Here is an 18470-nt window from a genome sequence, read left to right on the forward strand (position 1 = left end):
TCCCGCCTGTCATCTCGCGAAGCACCATGGGGAGGTCCGGCCCGGACGGTTGCCGCCGCACGGGGCTGACGGCATACTCGCCCTATGGACTTTCGCACCGTCATCGAACAATCCGGCGCCACCGCCACCGGCATCCCGGTGCCAGACGAGGTCGTCGCGGGCCTCGGTCCGGGCAAACGGCACGCCATCACCGTGACGATCAACGGGCACAGCTACCGCAGCTCGGTCGCGCCGTACCGGGGGAAGTACATGATCGCCCTCAGCGCCGAGAACCGGGACAAGGCCGGCGTCGCGGGAGGCGACGAGGTGGATGTGACCATCGAGCTCGACGACCAACCGCGCACCGTCGACGAACCCGAGGTGCTCAGTGCCGCGCTGGCGACGGACCCGGCCGCGCGAACGGCCTTCGACAAGCTGTCGGTGAGTAACCAGCGCCGGCACGTCCTGGCGATCGAGGGCGCCAAGACCGATGCGACCCGGCAGCGCCGGCTGGACGCCGTGCTCGCCGAGCTCAACGGCGCCTGACACTCCGGCTACCGGCCTGGGGCCGTCCGGTCGGGTCAGGCGCCCAAGCCGAGCGCGGCGCGCACAATGGCCATGGCCTCATCGGCATCCACCCCGAGCGATTTCGCCCGGTCGGCGTAGGCGACGGCGGCCAGCTGCAGCTGCTTGTGCGTCACATCCCCGGTCGCGGCGACGAACGAACCGAGTCGGCCGCGGGTCTCGATCACCTCGTCCTGCTCCAGGGCGCGGTAGCTGCGTGCCACGGTGTTCGCGGCCAGGCCCAGGTCCCCGGCGAGCCGGCGCACCGTGGGCAGTTTGTCGCCGGGCGCGAGCGCGCCCGTGCGCACGGCGTCGATCACCTGCATCCGGATCTGCTCGTACGGCGGGGTGGTCGACTCGGTGTCGATGAGGAGGCTCAGGCCCGGCATCGGTGCCCCTTACTCCGGGCCGCGGTGGATCAGCCGGGTGAGGACGATCGCACTGCGGGTGTGGTCCACGTTCGGGGCCAGTCGCACCTTCTCCAGCGCGGCCTCGAGGCCCGGGATGTCACGGGCGCGGATGTGCACGATCGCGTCGGCGCTGCCGGTGACGGTGCCCGCATCGACGACCTCGGGCACGCCGGAGAGGATGCGCAGCAACTCGTCGGGCGCGACGGTGCCGCGGCAGAACAGCTCCACGTAGGCCTCGGTGCTCATGCCGTCGATGGTCGGATCCACCTGGATGGTGAAGCCGCGGATGACGCCGTCGGCGACGAGCCGGTCGACCCGGCGCTTCACCGCGGAGGCCGACAGCCCCACCACCGACCCGATGTCGCCGTAACCCGCACGGGCGTTCTGGCGGAGGAGGTCGAGAATGCCGCGATCGAGGTTGTCCATTTGCCCAGTGTACGCGGCGAATTTGCGCTCATCGGGGTCGCAACGCGCGTTCCCTGCGCGAATTCGCATGAAACGTTGATTCGTGCTGTGTGACACTAGAAGCGGCGTCCCTGTGCACTTCGGTTTCCCCGAATTGCGCCGGGCTCACGAGAGCGACCTGGTCCGCCATACATTCGCATTCCGCCTCGCGCCCGCCGGCGGAGCGCCAGCAGAGGAGCTCCCGTGTCACTCGATCTCGCAGCCGCAACCCCGGATGAGTCCGCGGTGCCCGCCGTGCCCACCCGAACCCCCGTCAAGCGCAGCATCCTGATGTGCAAGCCCGCGTTCTTCAACGTGGTCTACCGCATCAACCCCTGGATGGACCCGGCGCTGCCGACCGACACGAGCCTGGCCGTCGCCCAGTGGCAGACCCTGTACGACACCTACCTGTCGCTCGGTTTCGACGTCCACCTGATCGACCCCATCGACGGCCTGCCCGACATGGTCTACGCCGCCAACGGGGGCTTCGTCATCGACGGGATCGCCTACGGAGCCAACTTCACCTACCCGCAGCGTCAGCCGGAAGGCCCGGCCTACATGGACTGGTTCGGCGCCAATGGCTTCGACGTGCGTGAACCCGTCGAGATCAACGAGGGCGAGGGCGACTTCCTGCTCGTCGGCGACGTCATCCTGGCCGGCACCGGCTTCCGCAGCGCGTCGAACAGCCACGAAGAGGTCTCGGCGATCTACGGTCGCCCGGTGATCACACTCAAGCTGGTCAACCCGAGCTTCTACCACCTCGACACCGCCGTCGCCGTGCTCGACGACACCAACATCGCCTACCTGCCCAGCGCGTTCGACGAGCCGAGCCTGGCCATCCTGCGCGAGCGCTACCCGGATGCCGTGATCGTGACCGAAGAGGATGCCGCCATCCTCGGCCTCAACTCCTACTCCGACGGCTACAACGTGGTGATCGCCGCCCGGGCCAAGGACTTCGAGCGCCAATTGCGCGCCCGCGGCTACAACCCCATCGGCGTCGACCTGTCCGAGCTGCTGCTCGGCGGCGGAGGCGTGAAGTGCTGCACTCTGGAGCTGCGCCGATGAGCGCCCTGACCGACGCGACCGGCCTCACCGCGCAGGTGGGCCTGACCGACCAGACCGCCGCCATCGCGCAGGAGAACGCGCACGCGGCCCACAACTACCACCCGCTGGCCGTTGTCGTGGCCTCGGGTGACGGCGCCTGGGTCACCGACATCAACGGCAAGCGCTACCTCGACTGCCTGGCCGCGTACTCCGCGGTCAACTTCGGCCACTCCAACCCGGTGCTGCTGGATGCCGCGCGCGCGCAGCTGGGCCGGATCACCCTCACCAGCCGCGCGTTCCACAACGACCAGCTCGGCCCGTTCGTGACCGCGCTGGCCAAGCTGGCCGGCAAGGACATGGTGCTGCCGATGAACACCGGCGCCGAGGCCGTCGAGTCCGGCATCAAGGTCGCCCGTGCGTGGGGCTACCGGGTGAAGGGCGTCGCGGCGGGGATGGCAAACATCATCGTCGCCGGCGGCAACTTCCACGGCCGCACCACCACCATCATCAGCTTCTCCGACGACGAGTCCGCGCGCGCCGATTTCGGCCCGTTCACACCCGGGTTCCGCACCGTCCCGTACGGTGACGCGGCGGCGCTGGAGGCGGCCATCGACGAGAACACCGTTGCCGTGCTGCTCGAGCCGATCCAGGGTGAGGCCGGTATCGTGGTGCCGCCCGCCGACTACCTGCCCGCGGTCCGGGAGATCACCAGCCGGCACAATGTGCTCTTCATCGCGGATGAGATCCAGTCCGGCCTCGGCCGCACCGGGGCGACCTTCGCCGTGGAGCAGGCCGGCGTGGTGCCCGACCTCTACCTGCTCGGCAAGGCCCTCGGCGGCGGCATCGTGCCCGTGTCGGCCGTGGTCGGCAACGCCGACATCCTCGGTGTGCTGCGCCCGGGCGAGCACGGCTCCACCTTCGGCGGCAACCCGCTGGCCGCGGCGGTCGGCCTGGCTGTCGTGAACCTCCTGGCCACCGGCGAGTACCAGCGCCGTGCGCAGGACCTCGGCGCGCACCTGCATGAGCGTCTGCTCGGCCTGGTCGGCCACGGTGTGCTCGAGGTGCGCGGTGCGGGCCTCTGGGCCGGAATTGACATCGACCCGGCCCTGGCCTCGGGCCGCGCGGTCTGCGAGGCGCTGATGGAGCGCGGCGTGCTGGCCAAGGACACGCACGGTTCCACCATCCGCCTCGCGCCGCCGTTGGTCGTCGAGGCCGAGGACCTGGACTGGGCGGTCGACCAGCTCGCCGCCGTGCTCGAGGAGTTCGGCGCCGCGTAAGCGTCCCCTCCAGCCGCGAGTTGCCCTGTTGCGGACGAGTTGCCCCCGTATACCGGGGCAACTCGTCCGGACGGGGGCACCTCGGGGCATCCGGTCGTTAGAAGCGGCCGGGCAGCGAGTCCACGGCCTGGGCCGCCAGCGGGTCGATGCGGCCCAAACGGGTGAGCTGGGTCACGTGGGCGGGCTCCAGCTCCTCGAGCGAGTTCACGCCGAGCAGCCGCATGGTGCGCGCGACCTGGTCGGAGAGGATCTGGATGGCCCGGTCGACGCCGGCCTCGCCGCCGGCCATCAGGCCGTACAGATAGGCGCGGCCGATCATGGTGAACCGTGCGCCGAGCGCCACCGAGGCGACGATGTCGGCGCCGCTCATGATGCCGGTGTCCAGGTGTACCTCGAGGTCGTTGCCCACCTCGCGGGCCACGCTGGGCAGCAGGTGGAACGGGATGGGCGCCCGGTCGAGCTGCCGGCCGCCGTGGTTGGACAGCGTGATGCCGTCCACCCCGAGGTCGGCGAGCTTCTTCGCGTCGGCCAGGTTCTGCACGCCCTTCACGACGACCTTGCCCGGCCACTGGTCCTTGATCCAGGCCAGGTCCTCGAAGGTCACGGTGGGGTCGAACATGGTGTCGAGGAGTTCACCGACGGTGCCGCTCCACCGGTCCAGGCTGGCGAAGGCGAGCGGCTCGGTGGTGAGGAAGTTGATCCACCACTCCGGGCGGGGCAGCGCGTTCACGACGGTGCCGAGGGTGAGCTGCGGCGGGATCGAGAAGCCATTGCGCTTGTCGCGCAGTCGCGCGCCCGCCACGGGCACGTCGACGGTGACGAGCAGGGTGTCGAAGCCGGCCGCGGCGGCTCGCTCCACCAGGGCCATCGACCGGTCTCGGTCCTTCCACATGTACAGCTGGAACCAGTTGCGGCCGTTCGGGTTGGCAGCCTTGACGTCCTCGATGGCGGTGGTGCCCATCGTCGACAGGGAGAACGGGATGCCCGCCTTCGCCGCCGCATGCGCCCCGGCGATCTCACCCTCGGTCTGCATCATCCGGGTGAACCCGGTGGGCGCGATACCGAACGGCTGCGCGACGGGCGCGCCGAGCACGTCCCAGCCGGTGGAGACCGTGGACACGTCACGCAGGATCGACGGCTGGAACTCGATGTCCTCGAAGGCCTGGCGGGCGCGGGTGAGCGAGATCTCCGCCTCGGCGGCGCCCTCGGTGTAGTCGAACGCGGCCTTGGGGGTGCGGCGCTTGGCAATGGCCCGCAGGTCGTGGATGGTGAGGGCGGACTCGAGACGACGCTTCTTCGCGTTCAGCTCCGGAACCTTGAACTGCATCAGCGGCGCGAGGTCTTTGATCTTGGGAAGGCGGCGGTCAACCATGGGTGGGTCCTGTTCTTCGCGGGGGTCGGTGGCGGTGGGGCAGTACGGAATACGGTCAGTGGGCCGGCGCGGTGAGCCGGGTCTCGGCGTAGTAGCCGGAGATGTGGGCGTGCACCAGGTCGTGCGCGGCGACCGGGTCGGCGGCCTCGATGGCGGCGAGGATGGCGCGGTGCTCGGCCCGCAGCCGGGCCGAGGTGTCCGGCCAGGAGACCAGCCGGGCGACCCCCGCGCGCACGTACCCCTCGATGGCGTTCCGCAGCCCGGCCATGGTCGCGATCACGACCTGGTTGCCGCACGCCTCCGCCAGGGAGAGGTGGAAAGCAGCGTCGAGGGCGAGGAATTCGTCTCCGCCCATGCCGGGGGCATCCATGGCGTCGAGCAGCTGCACGCACCGGCCGAGATCGGGATCCTGCCGGTCCGGATGCGCCCGGTCTGGGCGCAGCAGCGCGGCGGAGAGCACGGCCTCGGCGAGCTCGGCCGCGACGGCGGTTTCCAGCACCAGGCGGGTCTTGACGATGTCGGCCACGGGGAAGCCCTGCGCGGCGACCTGCAGCCGCATCAGGGCGCTCATGCCGCCGCCGGGAAGGGCCACGATGATCGCGCCGGACGTCGGCCCGGAGCCGACGTTGGTGCGCACGAGGCCGAGCACCTCGAGCACCCGGATGGCCTCGCGGACGCTCGACCGGCCCACGCCCAGGTCGGCGGCCAGGGCGCGCTCGCCGGGGAGCCGGTCGCCGGGCTTCAGCCGGCCCCAGAGCAGGTCGTTTTCGATGGCGGAGAGCACGGTCTCCCAGGCGCGGCGGTCGTCGACGGTCACGGTGTCCTCCTTCATTGGCGGGCTGTGGGTCGAGTGCGGGCGGGACCTATGTGGTCTGACCACACAGCCTAGCCAGCGAGGAGGCGAAAAGCCACCCTGAAATTAGTGGCTCAGCGAGACTGGCGGCGCTTTCCGGGCGCGGACTGGCCCTTCACCGCTGGCGCGCGCCCGCGGCCCTTGGACGCCTTGGCCTTGCCGCCGCCGCCCGACGCATTGCCAGAGCCCTGCGACGGCCCGCCGGCCGGGGGCATGTGCGCGAGAAGCCCCTTGGACTCGGCGAGCAGGGCGATGCCGGCCTCGGTGAGGTAGGGGTTGTCTGAGGCCGGTTCGAACAGCGGAACGCCGAGTTCGGTTTCGAGGGCGGTGATGGACTTCATCAGTGTCGTGCGCGACACGTTGAGGTTCTTCGCGGCACGGACGATGTCCAGCTCCTCGGCGACGGCGACAAAACGCCGGAGCAGTGTGGTGTCCACGGGCATCCTCTCAGCCGTGCGCGCCGGTCGCGCACCTGCCTACAGGCTACGCGGTCGCGACGGCCTCCACCGGGCGGCTCTGCACGCGGGCGTCATCGAGCAGCTTCATGAACTCCCGCATCCACTCGGGGTGGTCTGGCCAGGCCCGCCCGGAGACCAGATTCCCGTCGACGACGGCCGCGCCGTTCTCGAAGGTTCCGCCGCCCAGCTCCACGTCGATCTGCAACGCCGGGTACGCCGCCGACGTGCGCCCCTCGAGCACACCGGCTGCGGCGAGCAGCAGGGGGCCGTGGCACAGTGCCGCAACGGGAGCGTTGGTGTCGAAGAAGTGCCGCACGATGCGGCGCGCATCCTCGTTGTTGCGGATGTGCTCCGGCGCACGGCCGCCGGGAATCACCACCGCCAGGTAGTCGGCCGGGTCAACGTCCCGGAACGCGATGTCGGCAGCAAGGGTATGGCCGAGCTTCTCGGTGTAGGTGTCGAACCCCTCGACGAAGTCGTGCACGACGAACTGCAGTGTCTTCTTCTCGGGGGCGGCGATGTGCACCTCGTAGCCCGCCTCGCGCAGCCGCTGGTAGGGGTAGAACACCTCCAGGGTCTCTGCGGCGTCTCCGGTGAGGATGATGATCTTGTCCATGGCATACCTCTGCTGTTGGGGATTCGGCTTCTCGGAGCCAGCATCCGCCCGCGGCCTGCCGGCCACAACCCTGCGGTTCAGACGAACAGCAGAACGATCCCCAGGATCGCCGATCCGACGCCGATGCCGGTCAGGATGAGCCCGGTCAGGCGCAGCGCCTTGCCGTCATGGTCCGGCGAATGGGTGCGGCAGCGTTCGGGCGCGTGGGAGCGGAACCACACCGTGATGTCGTCGCCCGGTTCGAGGCTGACGGACTCGTGGCTGTCGGCCAGGGCCTCGTGCACCTCGCCGGTGGTGTCGAACCAGCGGATGACCGGGCCCTGCGCGGTCTGGGCGATGACGCCGTCGGTCTCAAGCCAACGACCGCCGAACCCGCGCATCGACAGGCCGGCGATGTAGAGCGGAATGCCGACGAGCAGGCCGACGATGGTGAAGATCTCGCTGAGCATCGAGACGATGTCGTGAAGGTCCACCCGTGCCCGCCGTTCCCGTCGCTCTGCCTACGGTGAAATGTTATCGTGCAGAACCGGGCCCGACGGCGACGGCTGGTAGCTGCGTGGCGGATAGGCCCGGCGCACCAGGTCCCGCAGGCTCTCCAGGCTGCCGGTCACGAAACCCTGGGCGCGGGCCTGCACCAGCACGTTCCCGATGGCGGTCGCTTCGACCGGCCCGGCCAGCACCGGGAGCCCCGTGTAGTCGGCGGTGAGCCGGCAGAGCAGCTCGTTCTGCGAGCCGCCGCCCACGATGTGCACGGTGCGGATGGTTCGGCCGGAGAGCTCCGTGATGGTGCGGAGGGTGCGGGCATAGGCGGCCGCGAGGCTCTCCACGATGCTGCGCACCAGCTCGGCCCGGCTGCCGGGGGGTCGCCGGCCGTGCTCCTGGAAATAGGCCTCGATCCGGGCGGGCACGTCCCCTGGCGCCAGGAAGCGGGCGTTATCGACGTCGAAGAGCAGGCCGGGGCCGGGCAGCGCGGCCGCCTCGGCGAGGAGGGCGGCTAGGTCGATCGGCTCGCCGTCCCGCTCCCAGCCGCGGATCGACTCGCTGAGCAACCACAGCCCCATCACATTGCGCAGGTAGCGCACCCGGCCGTCGACGCCGCCCTCGTTCGTGAAGTTCGCGGCCCGGCTGGCCTCGGTGAGCACCGGCGCCGGCAGTTCCACGCCGACGAGGGACCAGGTGCCGCTGGAGATGTAGGCGCAGTCGTCGGTGAGCATCGGTACCGCGACGACAGCGGATGCGGTGTCGTGCGACCCCACCGCAACGAGCTCCAGCCGCGGCGAGCCCAGTTCCGCGGCCACGCCGGGCAACAGGGGTCCGATGGACTCGCCTGCGGAGACCAGCTCGGGGAACAGCCCCCGGGGCAGCCCGAGCCGGCTGATCAGCGCGTCGTTCCAGCGGGCATCCGCCCCGGTGCCGGCGTGCAAGAGCCCGGTGGTGGAGGCGTTGCTGCATTCGGCCACCCGCCGGCCGGTGAGCCAGAAGCCGAGCAGGTCGGGAATTAGCAGCAGGCCGTCCGCCACGGCGAGGTCACCGGTCGATCGGTCGGCGGCGAGCTGGTACAGGGTGTTGAACGGCAGCACCTGGAGGCCGTTCTGGCTGTACAGCTCGGCCGGCGGCACGAGGGCGTGGGTGGCACTGGCGCCGGCCGCGGTGCGATCGTCGCGATAGTGGAACGGGGTGCCCAGCATCCGGTCGCCCCGCAGCAGCGCGTAGTCGACCGCCCAGGAATCGATGCCGACGCTGGCCAGGCCGGGGGACTCGCGCACCGCGGCCTGCAGGCCGAGCAGCGCGTTGCGGTAGAGCTCGAGGATGTTCCAGTGCAGGCCGTCGACGGTGCGCACGGGGTTGTTCGGGAACCGGGCCACCGAGTGCAGCTCCAGCCGGTTGGGCCCGACCTCGCCGAGCATGACCCGGCCGCTGGAGGCGCCGAGGTCGACCGCGGCGACGAAGCCGCCCGCGCCGGTCACGACGCCCGCTCCCAGCGCACAACTGTTACCCGTGCGGACAATTGCACCCGGCGCACCGGGTGCAATTGTCCGGAACGGGAACAGTTGGCCCGCGTGGGCACCGCGCCGGTCACCGGAGGAAGGCGGCGGCGACGCCGGCATCGACCGGGATGTGCAGCCCGGTGGTGTGGCTGAGGTCCGCCGTGCAGAGCACGAACACCGCGTTGGCCACGTTCTCCGGCAACACCTCGCGCTTGAGCAGGGTGCGCTGGGCGTAGTACTTGCCCAGGTCTTCCTCGTCGACGCCGTAGACCGCGGCGCGCTTGGCGCCCCAGCCGCCGGCGAAGATGCCGGAGCCGCGCACCACTCCGTCGGGGTTGATGCCGTTCACCTTCACGCCGTACTCGCCGAGCTCCGCCGCCAGCAGCCGCACCTGGTGTGCCTGATCGGCCTTGGTGGCCGAGTAGGCGATGTTGTTCGGGCCGGCGAAGACCGAGTTCTTCGACGAGATGTAGATGATGTCGCCGCCGAGCTTCTGGTCGATGAGCACCTTCGCGGCCGCCCGGGAGACCAGGAACGAGCCCTTGGCCATCACGTTGTGCTGCAGGTCCCAGTCCGCGACGGTGGTCTCGAGCAGGGACTTCGACAGCGACAACCCGGCGTTGTTCACGACCAGGTCGAGGCCGCCGAAGGCGAGCAGGGCGGCGTCAACGCTCTCCTGCACCTGACCCTCGTCGGTGACGTTGGCCTGCACGCCGATGGCTACGTCGGTGTTGCCGATCTCGGCGGCGGCGGCCTGGGCGCGGGCCAGGTCGAGGTCGGCGATCACGACGCAGGCGCCTTCGGCGGCCAGGCGGGTGGCGATGGCCTTGCCGATGCCGGAGGCGGCGCCGGTGACGAGGGCCACCCGGGTGGCCAGCGGCTTGGGGGCGGGCATCCGCTGCAGCTTAGCCTCTTCGAGCGCCCAGTATTCGATCTTGAACTTCTCGGCCTCATCGATCGGCGCGTAGCTGGAGAGTCCCTCGGCGCCGCGCATGACGTTGATGGCGTTGAGGTAGAACTCACCGGCCACCCGGGCGGTCTGCTTGTTCGCGCCGTAGCTGAACATGCCCACGCCCGGGATCAGCACGACCAGCGGGTCGGCGCCACGGATGGCGGGGGAGTCCTCGCTCTTGTTGCGGTCGTAGTAGCCCTGGTAGTCGGCCCGGTAGGCCTCGTGCAGCTCCTGCAGGCGGCTGATCGAGTCCTCGACCGAGGCGCCGGCCGGCAGGTCGAGCAGCATCGGCTTGACCTTGGTGCGCAGGAAGTGGTCGGGGCAGCTGGTGCCGAGCTCGGCCAGGCGCGGGTGCTCGGCGCGGGAGAGGAAGTCGAGGACCTCCGGCGAATCCGTGAAGTGGCCGACCTTGGCGCTGTCGGTGGACACGAGCCCGCGCAGGGTGGGCGCGAGGGCGGCCGCCCGGGAGCGGCGCTCGGCCTCCGGGAGGGGTTCGAAGCCGGCCAGCACCTCGCCGAACGGCTCCGCGCTGGAGTGCTCGGCGATGTAGGCCGCGGCGGTCTGGATGATCCAGAGCGAGTTGGCCTCGCAGGCCTCGCTCGTGTCGCCCCAGGCGGTGATGCCGTGGCCGCCGAGGATGGCACCGATGGCGAGCGGGTTGCTCTGCTTGATGGCCGCGATGTCGAGGCCGAGCTGGAAGCCCGGGCGGCGCCAGGGCACCCAGACGACGCGGCCGTCGAAGATGGTCTGGGTGAGCGCTTCGCCGTCGGCGGCGGTCGCGATGGCGATGCCGGAGTCGGGGTGCAGGTGATCCACGTGCGCGGCGTCGACGAGCCCGTGCATGGGGGTGTCGATCGACGGGGCGGCTCCGCCCTTGCCGTGCAGCGTGTAGTCCAGGGCGGCGACCATCTCGTCTTCGCGGTCGAGACCCGGGTAGACGTTGGTCAGGGCGCGCATGCGGTCCAGGCGCAGCACGGCCAGGCCGCTCTCGGTGAGGGTGCCGAGGTCGCCGCCGGAGCCCTTCACCCAGAGCAGTTCGATGGTCTCGCCGGTGACCGGGTCGATCTCGGTGCCCTTGGCCGACGTGTTTCCGCCGGCGTAGTTGGTGTTCTTCGGGTCGGCACCGAGCCGGTTGGAACGGGAGATCAGCTCTGCGGCTGTGGAGTTGGTCATGAGGCTTCCTTGATGCTGGAGGGGACATGGGATTCTGCGCTGATGGCACGAGGGGTGAGGAGCCAGGCCGCCATCGTCGTGATGCTGGCGACGGCTCCCGGGTGCTCGGGGGTGTTCAGGTGGCCGTGCACGGTGCCGTCCTCGCGGAGGCACGTGACGTCGACGCCGGCCGCGCGCAGCTCGCCGGCGTAGGCCTCGCCCGAGGAGCGGAGGCTGTCGCGGTCGGAGTTGATGATGAGGGTCGGCGGCAGCCCGGCGAGGTCGTGGCCGCCGGGGAAGGCGTGGGGATCGGCCAGGGCGGCAGGGGTCCCGGCGTAGTTGAGGTTCATCCGGGCCACCGCGTGGGGGGTGAAGCGGGACTCCTCCGGCAGGCCGTCGAGCGTGGCCGCCAGCTCGGCGCTCAGCGCGGGCAGCGCAGCGTGCACGGTCGGGTAGGCCAGCAGCACCCGGGAGGGGCTGTGGATCCCGGCGTCCCGCAGGCGAAGCGTGGCCGCCGCCGCCAGGGCGCCGCCGGCGCTCGCCCCGCCGAGCGAGGTCGATTGCACGTCCAGGCCCAGTTCGTCGGCGTGCGCGAGGGTCCACTCGAACGCTGCGATCACGTCGTCGGAGGGCACCGGGAAGTGCCAGCCGGTCTCGGCGAGCTCACCGGCCGGGTCGACGGGCAGCGGGGGAGCGAGCCGGTAGAACACCGAGACGACGCCGATGCCGCGGGCGGCGAGCTGCCCGGACACCCAGTCGGCCTCCGGCATGTCCAGGTCGCCGTACGCGAACCCGCCGCCGTGCAGCCAGACCAGTCCGGGCGCTGCCCCGTCGACACCCTGCGCCGGGTAGATCCGCACGGGAATGCTCCCATGCGGGCCGGGAATGAGCCGGTCGGTCATGCTCAGGCGCCCCACCCTGCCTGCTGGCCGCCCACGCGATCGGCCGCGATCTTCTCCTGGTTGCCGGACGCCGCATAGGCCGTCATCGGGTCGCCGGCCAGGCCACGGGACTCACGCCACTCGGCCAGCGCCGGGCGCACATCCGTGTAGAACGCATCCATCAGGAGCCCGTTGGCGCCGAGCACGTCGCCGGCGTCTTGGGCCGCAGTGAGGGCCGTGCGGTCCACCAGCAGCGCGCGCGCGGTCATCTCCTGCACGTTCAGCACCGAGCGGATCTGGCCGGGAATCTTGTCTTCGACGTTGTGGCACTGGTCGAGCATGAACGCCACGGTGGAGTCCGGTCCGTAGCCGCCGCCGCGGATGACCTCATAGAGGATCCGGAAGAGCTGGAACGGGTCGGCCGCTCCGACGATGAGGTCGTCGTCGGCGTAGAACCGGGAGTTGAAGTCGAAGGAGCCGAGCTTGCCGAGCCGCAGCAGCTGGGCGACGATGAATTCGATGTTGGTGCCGGGGGCGTGGTGGCCGGTGTCCAGGCACACCAGGGCGCGCTCGCCGAGGGCGGAGACCTGGGCGTAGGAGGTTCCCCAGTCGGGAACGTCGGTGTGATAGAACGCCGGTTCGAAGAACTTGTACTCCAGCACGAGTCGCTGGCTGTCGCCGATGCGCTCGTAGATCTTGCCCAGCGAGTCGGCGAGGCGGTCCTGGCGGCCGCGGATGTCGCCCTGGCCCGGGTAGTTGGTGCCGTCGGCGAGCCAGACCTTGAGGTCCTGCGACCCGGTGGCGTGCATGATGTCGATGCACTCGAAGTGGTGGTCGATGGCCTTCTGGCGCACGGCGGGGTCGACGTGGGTGAGGCTGCCGAACTTGTAGGCGTCGTCCTGGAACGTATTCGAATTGACCGTGCCCAGCGCCAGGCCGAGGTCGGCGGCGAAGACCCGAAGGGCGTCATAGTCGTCCACTTTGTCCCACGGGATGTGCAGCGCAACCTTGGGGGAGAGGCCCGTGTACGTGTTCACCTGGGCGGCGTCGGTGATCTTCTCCTGGATGGTCCGCGGGGTGCCGGGGGTGGCGAACACCTTGAACCGGGTGCCGGAATTGCCGAAGGCCCAGGAGGGCAGCTCGATTACCTGGGTGGCGAGTTGGGCCAGGGTCTCTGTGGGAATGCTCACGGGGCGCTTCTTTCTGTTGGTGCGGCGGCGAGGGCGGCGAGTTGGGAATCGAGGTTGAAGACTTCGGTGAGCCGGACGAAGCCGGTGTCGGGGGCGCCGTCGAGGGCGACGAAGAAGTCGCCCATCTCGGCCTGCCAGCGGGCGTTGACCTCGGTGGCGGCCATGCCGGCCTGCGACGCGGCCAGGTCGTCGGTTTCGAGGTAGCCGATCAGTAGGCCGTCCGGGCGGAGGAACAGCGAGTAGTTGTGCCAGCCGGTGGCGGCCAGGGCCTCAAGCATGTCCGGCCACACCGCGGCGTGCCTGCGGGTGTATTCGGGAATGCATTCCGGCTTCACCTGAAGCTGGAAACACACTCGTTCTCGGGGGGTCGTGCTCGTCATTGAGGGCCTCTGCTCCATCGGGATTCAAGAATGAATCGATTCAATAATGACTCAGCGATGCGGCACACGCAAGCGCATGCGGGGAATCGTGAATCGTTTCATCCGTCGGTGCATTGACGACGATAGAGGCGTAGGTCCCGATTCGTCAATGCTTGGTGCCAATATCCTGTCGAAATTGATTCGTTTCACTCCCTGGCCGCTAAACTTCTATCGAATTCGCGGCGAAGGAGTATCGGGTGGCATCAATCAGCGTGCGCGAAGTGGCGGCAGAGGCGGGAGTCTCAGTCGGCACGGTGTCCAACGTGCTCAACCGGCCCGACAAGGTCTCGGCCGGAACGGTCTCCCGGGTGCAGGCCGCCATTGAACTGCTCGGGTTCGTGCGTAACGATGCCGCCCGCCAGCTGCGGGCCGGTCGCAGCCGCAGCATCGGCCTGGTCGTGCTCGACGTGGGCAATCCGTTCTTCACCGACCTCGCCCGGGGCGCGGAGGACCGCGCCGCCCAGGCCGGGCTCACCGTGCTGCTGGGCAACAGCGACGAATCCATCGAGCGGGAGAGCGCCTACCTGGACCTGTTCGAGGAGCAGCGGGTGCACGGAGTGCTCATCTCCCCACTCGGCGAGACCCGCGGCCAGCTCACCCGGTTGCGCCACCGTGGCACGCCGACCGTGCTGGTCGACCGCCAGATCGAGGACCACAGCTTCTCCTCTGTTGCCGTGGACGACGTCGCCGGCGGCCACCTCGCCGCCAGCCACCTGATCAGCATCGGGCGCACCCGGCTGGCCTTCGTGGGCGGCCCGCACGGCATCCGCCAGGTCGCCGACCGGCTTGAAGGCGCCCGCCGGGCCGTGGCCGAGCACCCCGGCGTCACACTGGAGGCCATCGATACCGCCTCGCTGACGGTTCTGGAGGGCCGGAGTGCCGGCGAGGCGATTCGGGCGCGGGCGGCCACCGACCGGCCGGACGCGGTTTTCGCGGCCAATGACCTGCTTGCCCTCGGCGTGCTGCAGGCGTTCAGCATGCTCGGTGAAATACGTGTGCCGCAGGACATCGCCCTGATTGGTTACGACGACATCGCCTTCGCCTCCGCCGCGGTGGTGCCACTGTCGTCGATCCGTCAGCCCAGCGCGCTGATCGGCTCCACGGCCGTCGAACTGTTACTGCGGGAGGCAGAGGCCGGCGACGACTTCGAGCCGGAGCAGGTCGTCTTCCAGCCCGAACTCGTCGTGCGCGCCTCCACCGCCGGCTGAGCCAGCTTCTGCCGTCCCAGGCGCACACGACGACACCCGCCGTGACCCAGGGGGCACGACGGGTGGGCAGGCCCGCGACGGTTAGCGGATGCCCGCCCCGACGGGCTCGTCCGCGGGGTGCGAGGCCTCGTCGGCGAACTCCTCCGGGTAGCGTTCGCGCTCGATCGCCTGTAATGACTTACCCTGCGTGCGCGGTGCCCAAATGGCGCCGACCACGAGCGACACGGCCAGGAATCCGATCAGGATGATGCCGAGCCAGGACAGCCCGATCGAGGTGAGCAGGATCGGGAACACCATGCTGAGCAGGCCGACCATGATGCGGGCAACGAAGAACAGGATGCCCTGCGCGCTGGCCCGGTACGGGGTGGCGAAGAGCTCACTGGCCCACAGGCCGTAGAACGCCTGCGCGCCGATACCGGCGGCGACGCCCCAGAGCACGGCGAAGGACAGCAGCGCCGGCATGGTCGGTTCGGCGAAGACGAGCACGGCCCAGGCGGCGATGCCGAGCACTGAGCCGACGATGTAGAGGAGCCGGCGGTTGTACTTGTCGGCCAGCTTCATGAAGCCGAAGTAGGTGGTGAGAACCGTCAGGCCCCAGACCAGTGCCTGCAAGAGGTACTGCTCGGTCGCGCTTTCCACGCCGGCTGCGGCGTACACCCGCGGCATGAAGATACCGGCCTGGCCGGCGACGATGTTCCAGAACGAGTACACGCCGATGAGGAAGAAGATCGCCGTGATGTTGGCCTTCTTGCTGAACAGCTGGCGGACGCCGTGGATGAGGGAGGTCGAGGTCGCTTTGGCGTTCGACTCCTTCCAGATCTCGGTCTCCGGCAGTCCCTGCCGCATGTACCAGGTGATGAAGGCCACGACGAAGAGTTGGGCGAAGATGAGCCGGCTGCCGAAGAGGCCGAGCGGCTCGACGAGGACGGCGAGCAGGAAGCCGATCAGCGGGCCGCAGGACCAGGCGAGCTGGGCGGCGCCGACGTGCTTGGCCCGCTCGTCGGCCGGGGCCTGCTCGGAGAGGTAGGTCCAGGAGGCGGGAACCCCCGCGCCGACCGCGATGCCGGTGATGATGAAGGCGACCAGCAGCATCCAGTAGCTGCCGGCGAAGACTGCAAGGGCCACACCGATCATGTAGAGGATGAGGTCGTACGTGTAGATGAACTTGCGGCCGAACTTGTCACACAGGGGGCCGCCGATCAGGGCGCCGGCCGCGGCGCCGAAGGCGTTGGCGCTCAGGGCCGCGAGCAGGCCGACCGCGAAGTCGTCGATGCCAAACTCCTTCTGCCAGAGCGACAGGCTGGTCGCGATCGCGATGATCGATCCGGCTTCGATGTAGTTCGACATGGCCACCGAAATCGTGGCCGTTCTTTTCGAAATGCTCTTTTTTCCCAATCGGACCACGGGGGTCCTCCTTTGCTGTCGTCATTGATGCAGAGGCTCGTGGCCTCAGCGATGAGGACGCGATGCGTGGCGCAGGGGCGCCGGATCCGGAGATTTATGAAACGATTCAACGGACGCGAGTGCAGACTACGCCTCCGCGGCACCGATCACCTAACGCGGGTGCGCGGCCTGGGAAAACCAATTCCCTGGGGAGTTGACCCGATCCGGAATCCGGGGTTATGCTCAGGGTGTTGAAACGATTCAATCAACCGAGCGAATCACCACGAATCACCGAAGATTCCACTAAGGACGAGGATTTCCATGAGCAGGGCAAGCAAGGCACTTCGCGAAGAGATTCTGTACTGGTGCCGCGAGTCGGTACGCACCGGACTGAACTTCAACACCCAGGGCAACATCTCCATCCGGCTGCCCGAGCACGAGGCCATCGTGATCACGCCGTCCGGCATCCGTTACGACGTGCTGACCATCGACCAGATGGTCGTCGTCGGTTATGACGGCGTCGTCCTCGAAGGCGACCTGTTCCCCTCCACCGAAACGGATGTGCACCTCGCGCACTACCGCCGCCGTCCCGACGTGAATGCCATCGTGCACACCGAATCTCCCTGGGCCAACATGTTCGGCGCCGTCGGTAAGACCATCGACCCGGTGCTGCTGAACATGGTGCTCTACGCCAAGGGCGCCGTGCGGATCATGCCGTTCGAGTTCTCCACCAACACCGACTTCGGCGAGCTGAGTGCGGCCCTCATGGGCGACGACACCAACGCCGTCGTCTGGGGCAACCACGGCATGATCTCGGTCGGCGAAGATGTTGCCGGCGCCTTCAAGGTTGCCGTAGCGGTCGAAGCCAACGCGCAGGTGCTGCACGGCGCCCTCGCGCTCGGCACCCCGAACATCCTCGAGCTGGACCACATCGTGATCCCCGAGGGCGCCCGCCTGCCCTAGTCCCACCGAACCCGCCGCCGGCTGTACCGCCGGCGACACCAGGCGGCCCCGGACCGGGGCCGCACGCACGCACCACCAGCCGATTCAAGCTTTGAACCGACACGCACCCACAGAGAAGTGACCCCATGACGGTATCCGCAGACATCCTCTCCCTCCTGGAAACCCAGGCCATCGAACTGCCCTCCTGGGCGTTCGGCAACTCCGGCACCCGGTTCAAGGTATTCGGCACGCCCGGCACCCCGCGCACTCCACAGGAGAAGATCGCGGATGCCGCCCAGGTGCACAAGTACACCGCGCTCTCCCCGAGCGTCGCCCTGCACATCCCCTGGGACAAGGTGGACGACTACGACGAACTCGGCCGGATCGCCGAGGACCACGGGGTCACGCTCGGCACCGTCAACTCCAACACCTTCCAGGACGACGCGTACAAGTTCGGCAGCCTCACCCATATCGACCCCGCCGTGCGCCAGAAGGCCATCGACCACCACTTCGAGTGCATCGACGTGATGGATGCGACCGGTTCCCGCGACCTCAAGGTGTGGCTGGCCGACGGCACCAACTACCCCGGCCAGGGCGACATCCGCGGCCGCCAGGACCGCCTCGCCGACTCGCTGGCGAAGATCTACACCCGGGTCGGCCAGGACCAGAGGCTCGTGCTCGAGTACAAGTTCTTCGAACCGGCGTTCTATCACACCGACGTTCCCGACTGGGGAACCTCCTACGCCCAGGTGAGCGCCCTCGGCGACCGGGCGATGGTGTGCCTGGACACCGGCCACCACGCCCCCGGCACCAACATCGAATTCATCGTCGCCCAGCTGCTGCGGCTCGGTAAGCTCGGCTCCTTCGATTTCAACTCCCGGTTCTACGCCGACGACGACCTCATCGTCGGAGCGGCCGACCCGTTCCAGCTGTTCCGGATCCTCTATGAGGTCATCCGCGGCGGCGGCCTCGGACCGGACTCCACCGTGGCGTTCATGCTCGACCAGTGCCACAACGTGGAGGAGAAGATCCCGGGCCAGATCCGCTCGGTGCTGAACGTGCAGGAGATGACCGCCCGCGCACTGCTCGTGGACAAGGACGCCCTCGCCACGGCCCAGGCCGCCGGCGACGTACTCGGAGCCAACGGCATCATGATGGACGCGTTCTACGCCGACGTTCGGCCCGACCTGGCCGCGTGGCGTGAATCCCGTGGCCTGGCCGGCGACCCGATGGCCGCGTTCGCCGCATCCGGCTACCAGGAGAAGATCTCCGCCGACCGCGTGGGAGGCCAGCAGGCCAGCTGGGGCGCCTAGCCCGCCCAACTGTTGCCGCTTTGGA

The 18470-nt window shown here is 69.2% G+C and carries 19 protein-coding genes; 6 read left to right on the plus strand and 13 right to left on the minus strand.

All coding sequences use genetic code 11. The features are described 5' to 3' along the window. Window positions 1-84 precede the first annotated feature (84 nt). A complete protein-coding gene (locus ACU5E9_RS14125; protein ID WP_456810541.1) occupies window positions 85-525 on the plus strand; it encodes a YdeI/OmpD-associated family protein in 441 nt (146 codons plus the stop codon). A 35-nt stretch (window positions 526-560) separates the two neighbouring features. Here ACU5E9_RS14125 and ACU5E9_RS14130 read toward each other — a convergent pair whose 3' ends face one another. Further along, a complete protein-coding gene (locus ACU5E9_RS14130; RefSeq protein ID WP_456810542.1) occupies window positions 561-932 on the minus strand; it encodes a GntR family transcriptional regulator in 372 nt (123 codons plus the stop codon). 9 nt (window positions 933-941) lie between these two features. Further along, window positions 942-1379 carry an Lrp/AsnC family transcriptional regulator gene (locus tag ACU5E9_RS14135; RefSeq protein ID WP_456810543.1) on the minus strand — a complete coding sequence of 146 codons (438 nt, stop codon included), beginning with the start codon at window positions 1377-1379 and terminating at the stop codon, window positions 942-944. Between the two features lie 309 nt (window positions 1380-1688). On the opposite strand from ACU5E9_RS14135, the gene ddaH reads away from it, so the two are divergent. Then, a complete protein-coding gene (gene ddaH / locus ACU5E9_RS14140) occupies window positions 1689-2462 on the plus strand; it encodes a dimethylargininase (RefSeq protein WP_456813546.1) in 774 nt (257 codons plus the stop codon). Next, a complete protein-coding gene (gene rocD / locus ACU5E9_RS14145) occupies window positions 2459-3718 on the plus strand; it encodes an ornithine--oxo-acid transaminase (RefSeq protein ID WP_456810544.1) in 1260 nt (419 codons plus the stop codon). Before ddaH ends, rocD begins: the two co-directional genes overlap by 4 nt. A 97-nt stretch (window positions 3719-3815) precedes the next feature. Here rocD and ACU5E9_RS14150 read toward each other — a convergent pair whose 3' ends face one another. The 10 genes from ACU5E9_RS14150 to ACU5E9_RS14195 form a co-directional block, all read right to left on the minus strand. Continuing rightward, the gene (locus tag ACU5E9_RS14150) at window positions 3816-5090 is read right to left on the minus strand and encodes an alpha-hydroxy acid oxidase (protein ID WP_456810545.1); all 1275 of its coding nucleotides are present in this window, start codon (window positions 5088-5090) and stop codon (window positions 3816-3818) included. Window positions 5091-5145: 55 nt separating this feature from the next. Continuing rightward, complete coding sequence (locus ACU5E9_RS14155) at window positions 5146-5907, minus strand: FadR/GntR family transcriptional regulator (protein WP_456810546.1); 762 nt, start codon at window positions 5905-5907, stop codon at window positions 5146-5148. 110 nt (window positions 5908-6017) lie between these two features. Continuing rightward, on the minus strand, window positions 6018-6380 hold the full coding sequence (locus ACU5E9_RS14160; protein ID WP_456810547.1) for a LysR family transcriptional regulator: 363 nt from the start codon (window positions 6378-6380) through the stop codon (window positions 6018-6020). Between the two features lie 46 nt (window positions 6381-6426). Further along, on the minus strand, window positions 6427-7017 hold the full coding sequence (locus ACU5E9_RS14165; protein WP_456810548.1) for a DJ-1/PfpI family protein: 591 nt from the start codon (window positions 7015-7017) through the stop codon (window positions 6427-6429). A 77-nt stretch (window positions 7018-7094) separates the two neighbouring features. After that, complete coding sequence (locus ACU5E9_RS14170; RefSeq protein WP_456810549.1) at window positions 7095-7490, minus strand: sortase; 396 nt, start codon at window positions 7488-7490, stop codon at window positions 7095-7097. A gap of 27 nt (window positions 7491-7517) precedes the next feature. Beyond that, complete coding sequence (locus tag ACU5E9_RS14175; RefSeq protein WP_456810550.1) at window positions 7518-8984, minus strand: rhamnulokinase; 1467 nt, start codon at window positions 8982-8984, stop codon at window positions 7518-7520. Window positions 8985-9093: 109 nt separating this feature from the next. Continuing rightward, window positions 9094-11130 carry a bifunctional aldolase/short-chain dehydrogenase gene (locus ACU5E9_RS14180; RefSeq protein WP_456810551.1) on the minus strand — a complete coding sequence of 679 codons (2037 nt, stop codon included), beginning with the start codon at window positions 11128-11130 and terminating at the stop codon, window positions 9094-9096. After that, on the minus strand, window positions 11127-12011 hold the full coding sequence (locus ACU5E9_RS14185; protein ID WP_456810552.1) for an alpha/beta hydrolase: 885 nt from the start codon (window positions 12009-12011) through the stop codon (window positions 11127-11129). Before ACU5E9_RS14185 ends, ACU5E9_RS14180 begins: the two co-directional genes overlap by 4 nt. Before the next feature lie 2 nt (window positions 12012-12013). Then, window positions 12014-13180, minus strand: coding sequence for an L-rhamnose isomerase (gene rhaI / locus ACU5E9_RS14190; RefSeq protein ID WP_456810553.1), 1167 nt, complete (start codon window positions 13178-13180; stop codon window positions 12014-12016). Beyond that, complete coding sequence (locus ACU5E9_RS14195) at window positions 13177-13578, minus strand: L-rhamnose mutarotase (protein WP_456810554.1); 402 nt, start codon at window positions 13576-13578, stop codon at window positions 13177-13179. The genes rhaI (ACU5E9_RS14190) and ACU5E9_RS14195 overlap by 4 nt, the downstream gene beginning before the upstream one ends. Before the next feature lie 218 nt (window positions 13579-13796). Here ACU5E9_RS14195 and ACU5E9_RS14200 point away from each other — a divergent pair, with 218 nt between their 5' ends. Next, entirely contained in the window at window positions 13797-14807 is a 1011-nt protein-coding gene (locus tag ACU5E9_RS14200; protein ID WP_456810555.1) for a LacI family DNA-binding transcriptional regulator, read from the plus strand. 81 nt (window positions 14808-14888) lie between these two features. Here the strand turns inward: ACU5E9_RS14200 and ACU5E9_RS14205 are convergent, their stop codons facing one another. Continuing rightward, window positions 14889-16154 carry an MFS transporter gene (locus tag ACU5E9_RS14205; RefSeq protein ID WP_456810556.1) on the minus strand — a complete coding sequence of 422 codons (1266 nt, stop codon included), beginning with the start codon at window positions 16152-16154 and terminating at the stop codon, window positions 14889-14891. A 357-nt stretch (window positions 16155-16511) separates the two neighbouring features. Here ACU5E9_RS14205 and ACU5E9_RS14210 point away from each other — a divergent pair, with 357 nt between their 5' ends. Then, window positions 16512-17153, plus strand: a complete 642-nt coding sequence (locus ACU5E9_RS14210; RefSeq protein ID WP_456810557.1) for a class II aldolase/adducin family protein — start codon at window positions 16512-16514, stop codon at window positions 17151-17153. A gap of 125 nt (window positions 17154-17278) precedes the next feature. After that, entirely contained in the window at window positions 17279-18445 is a 1167-nt protein-coding gene (gene rhaI, locus ACU5E9_RS14215; RefSeq protein ID WP_456810558.1) for an L-rhamnose isomerase, read from the plus strand. The last annotated feature ends 25 nt before the right edge of the window (window positions 18446-18470 follow it).

The sequence above is a fragment of the Cryobacterium sp. AP23 genome (assembly GCF_054075385.1).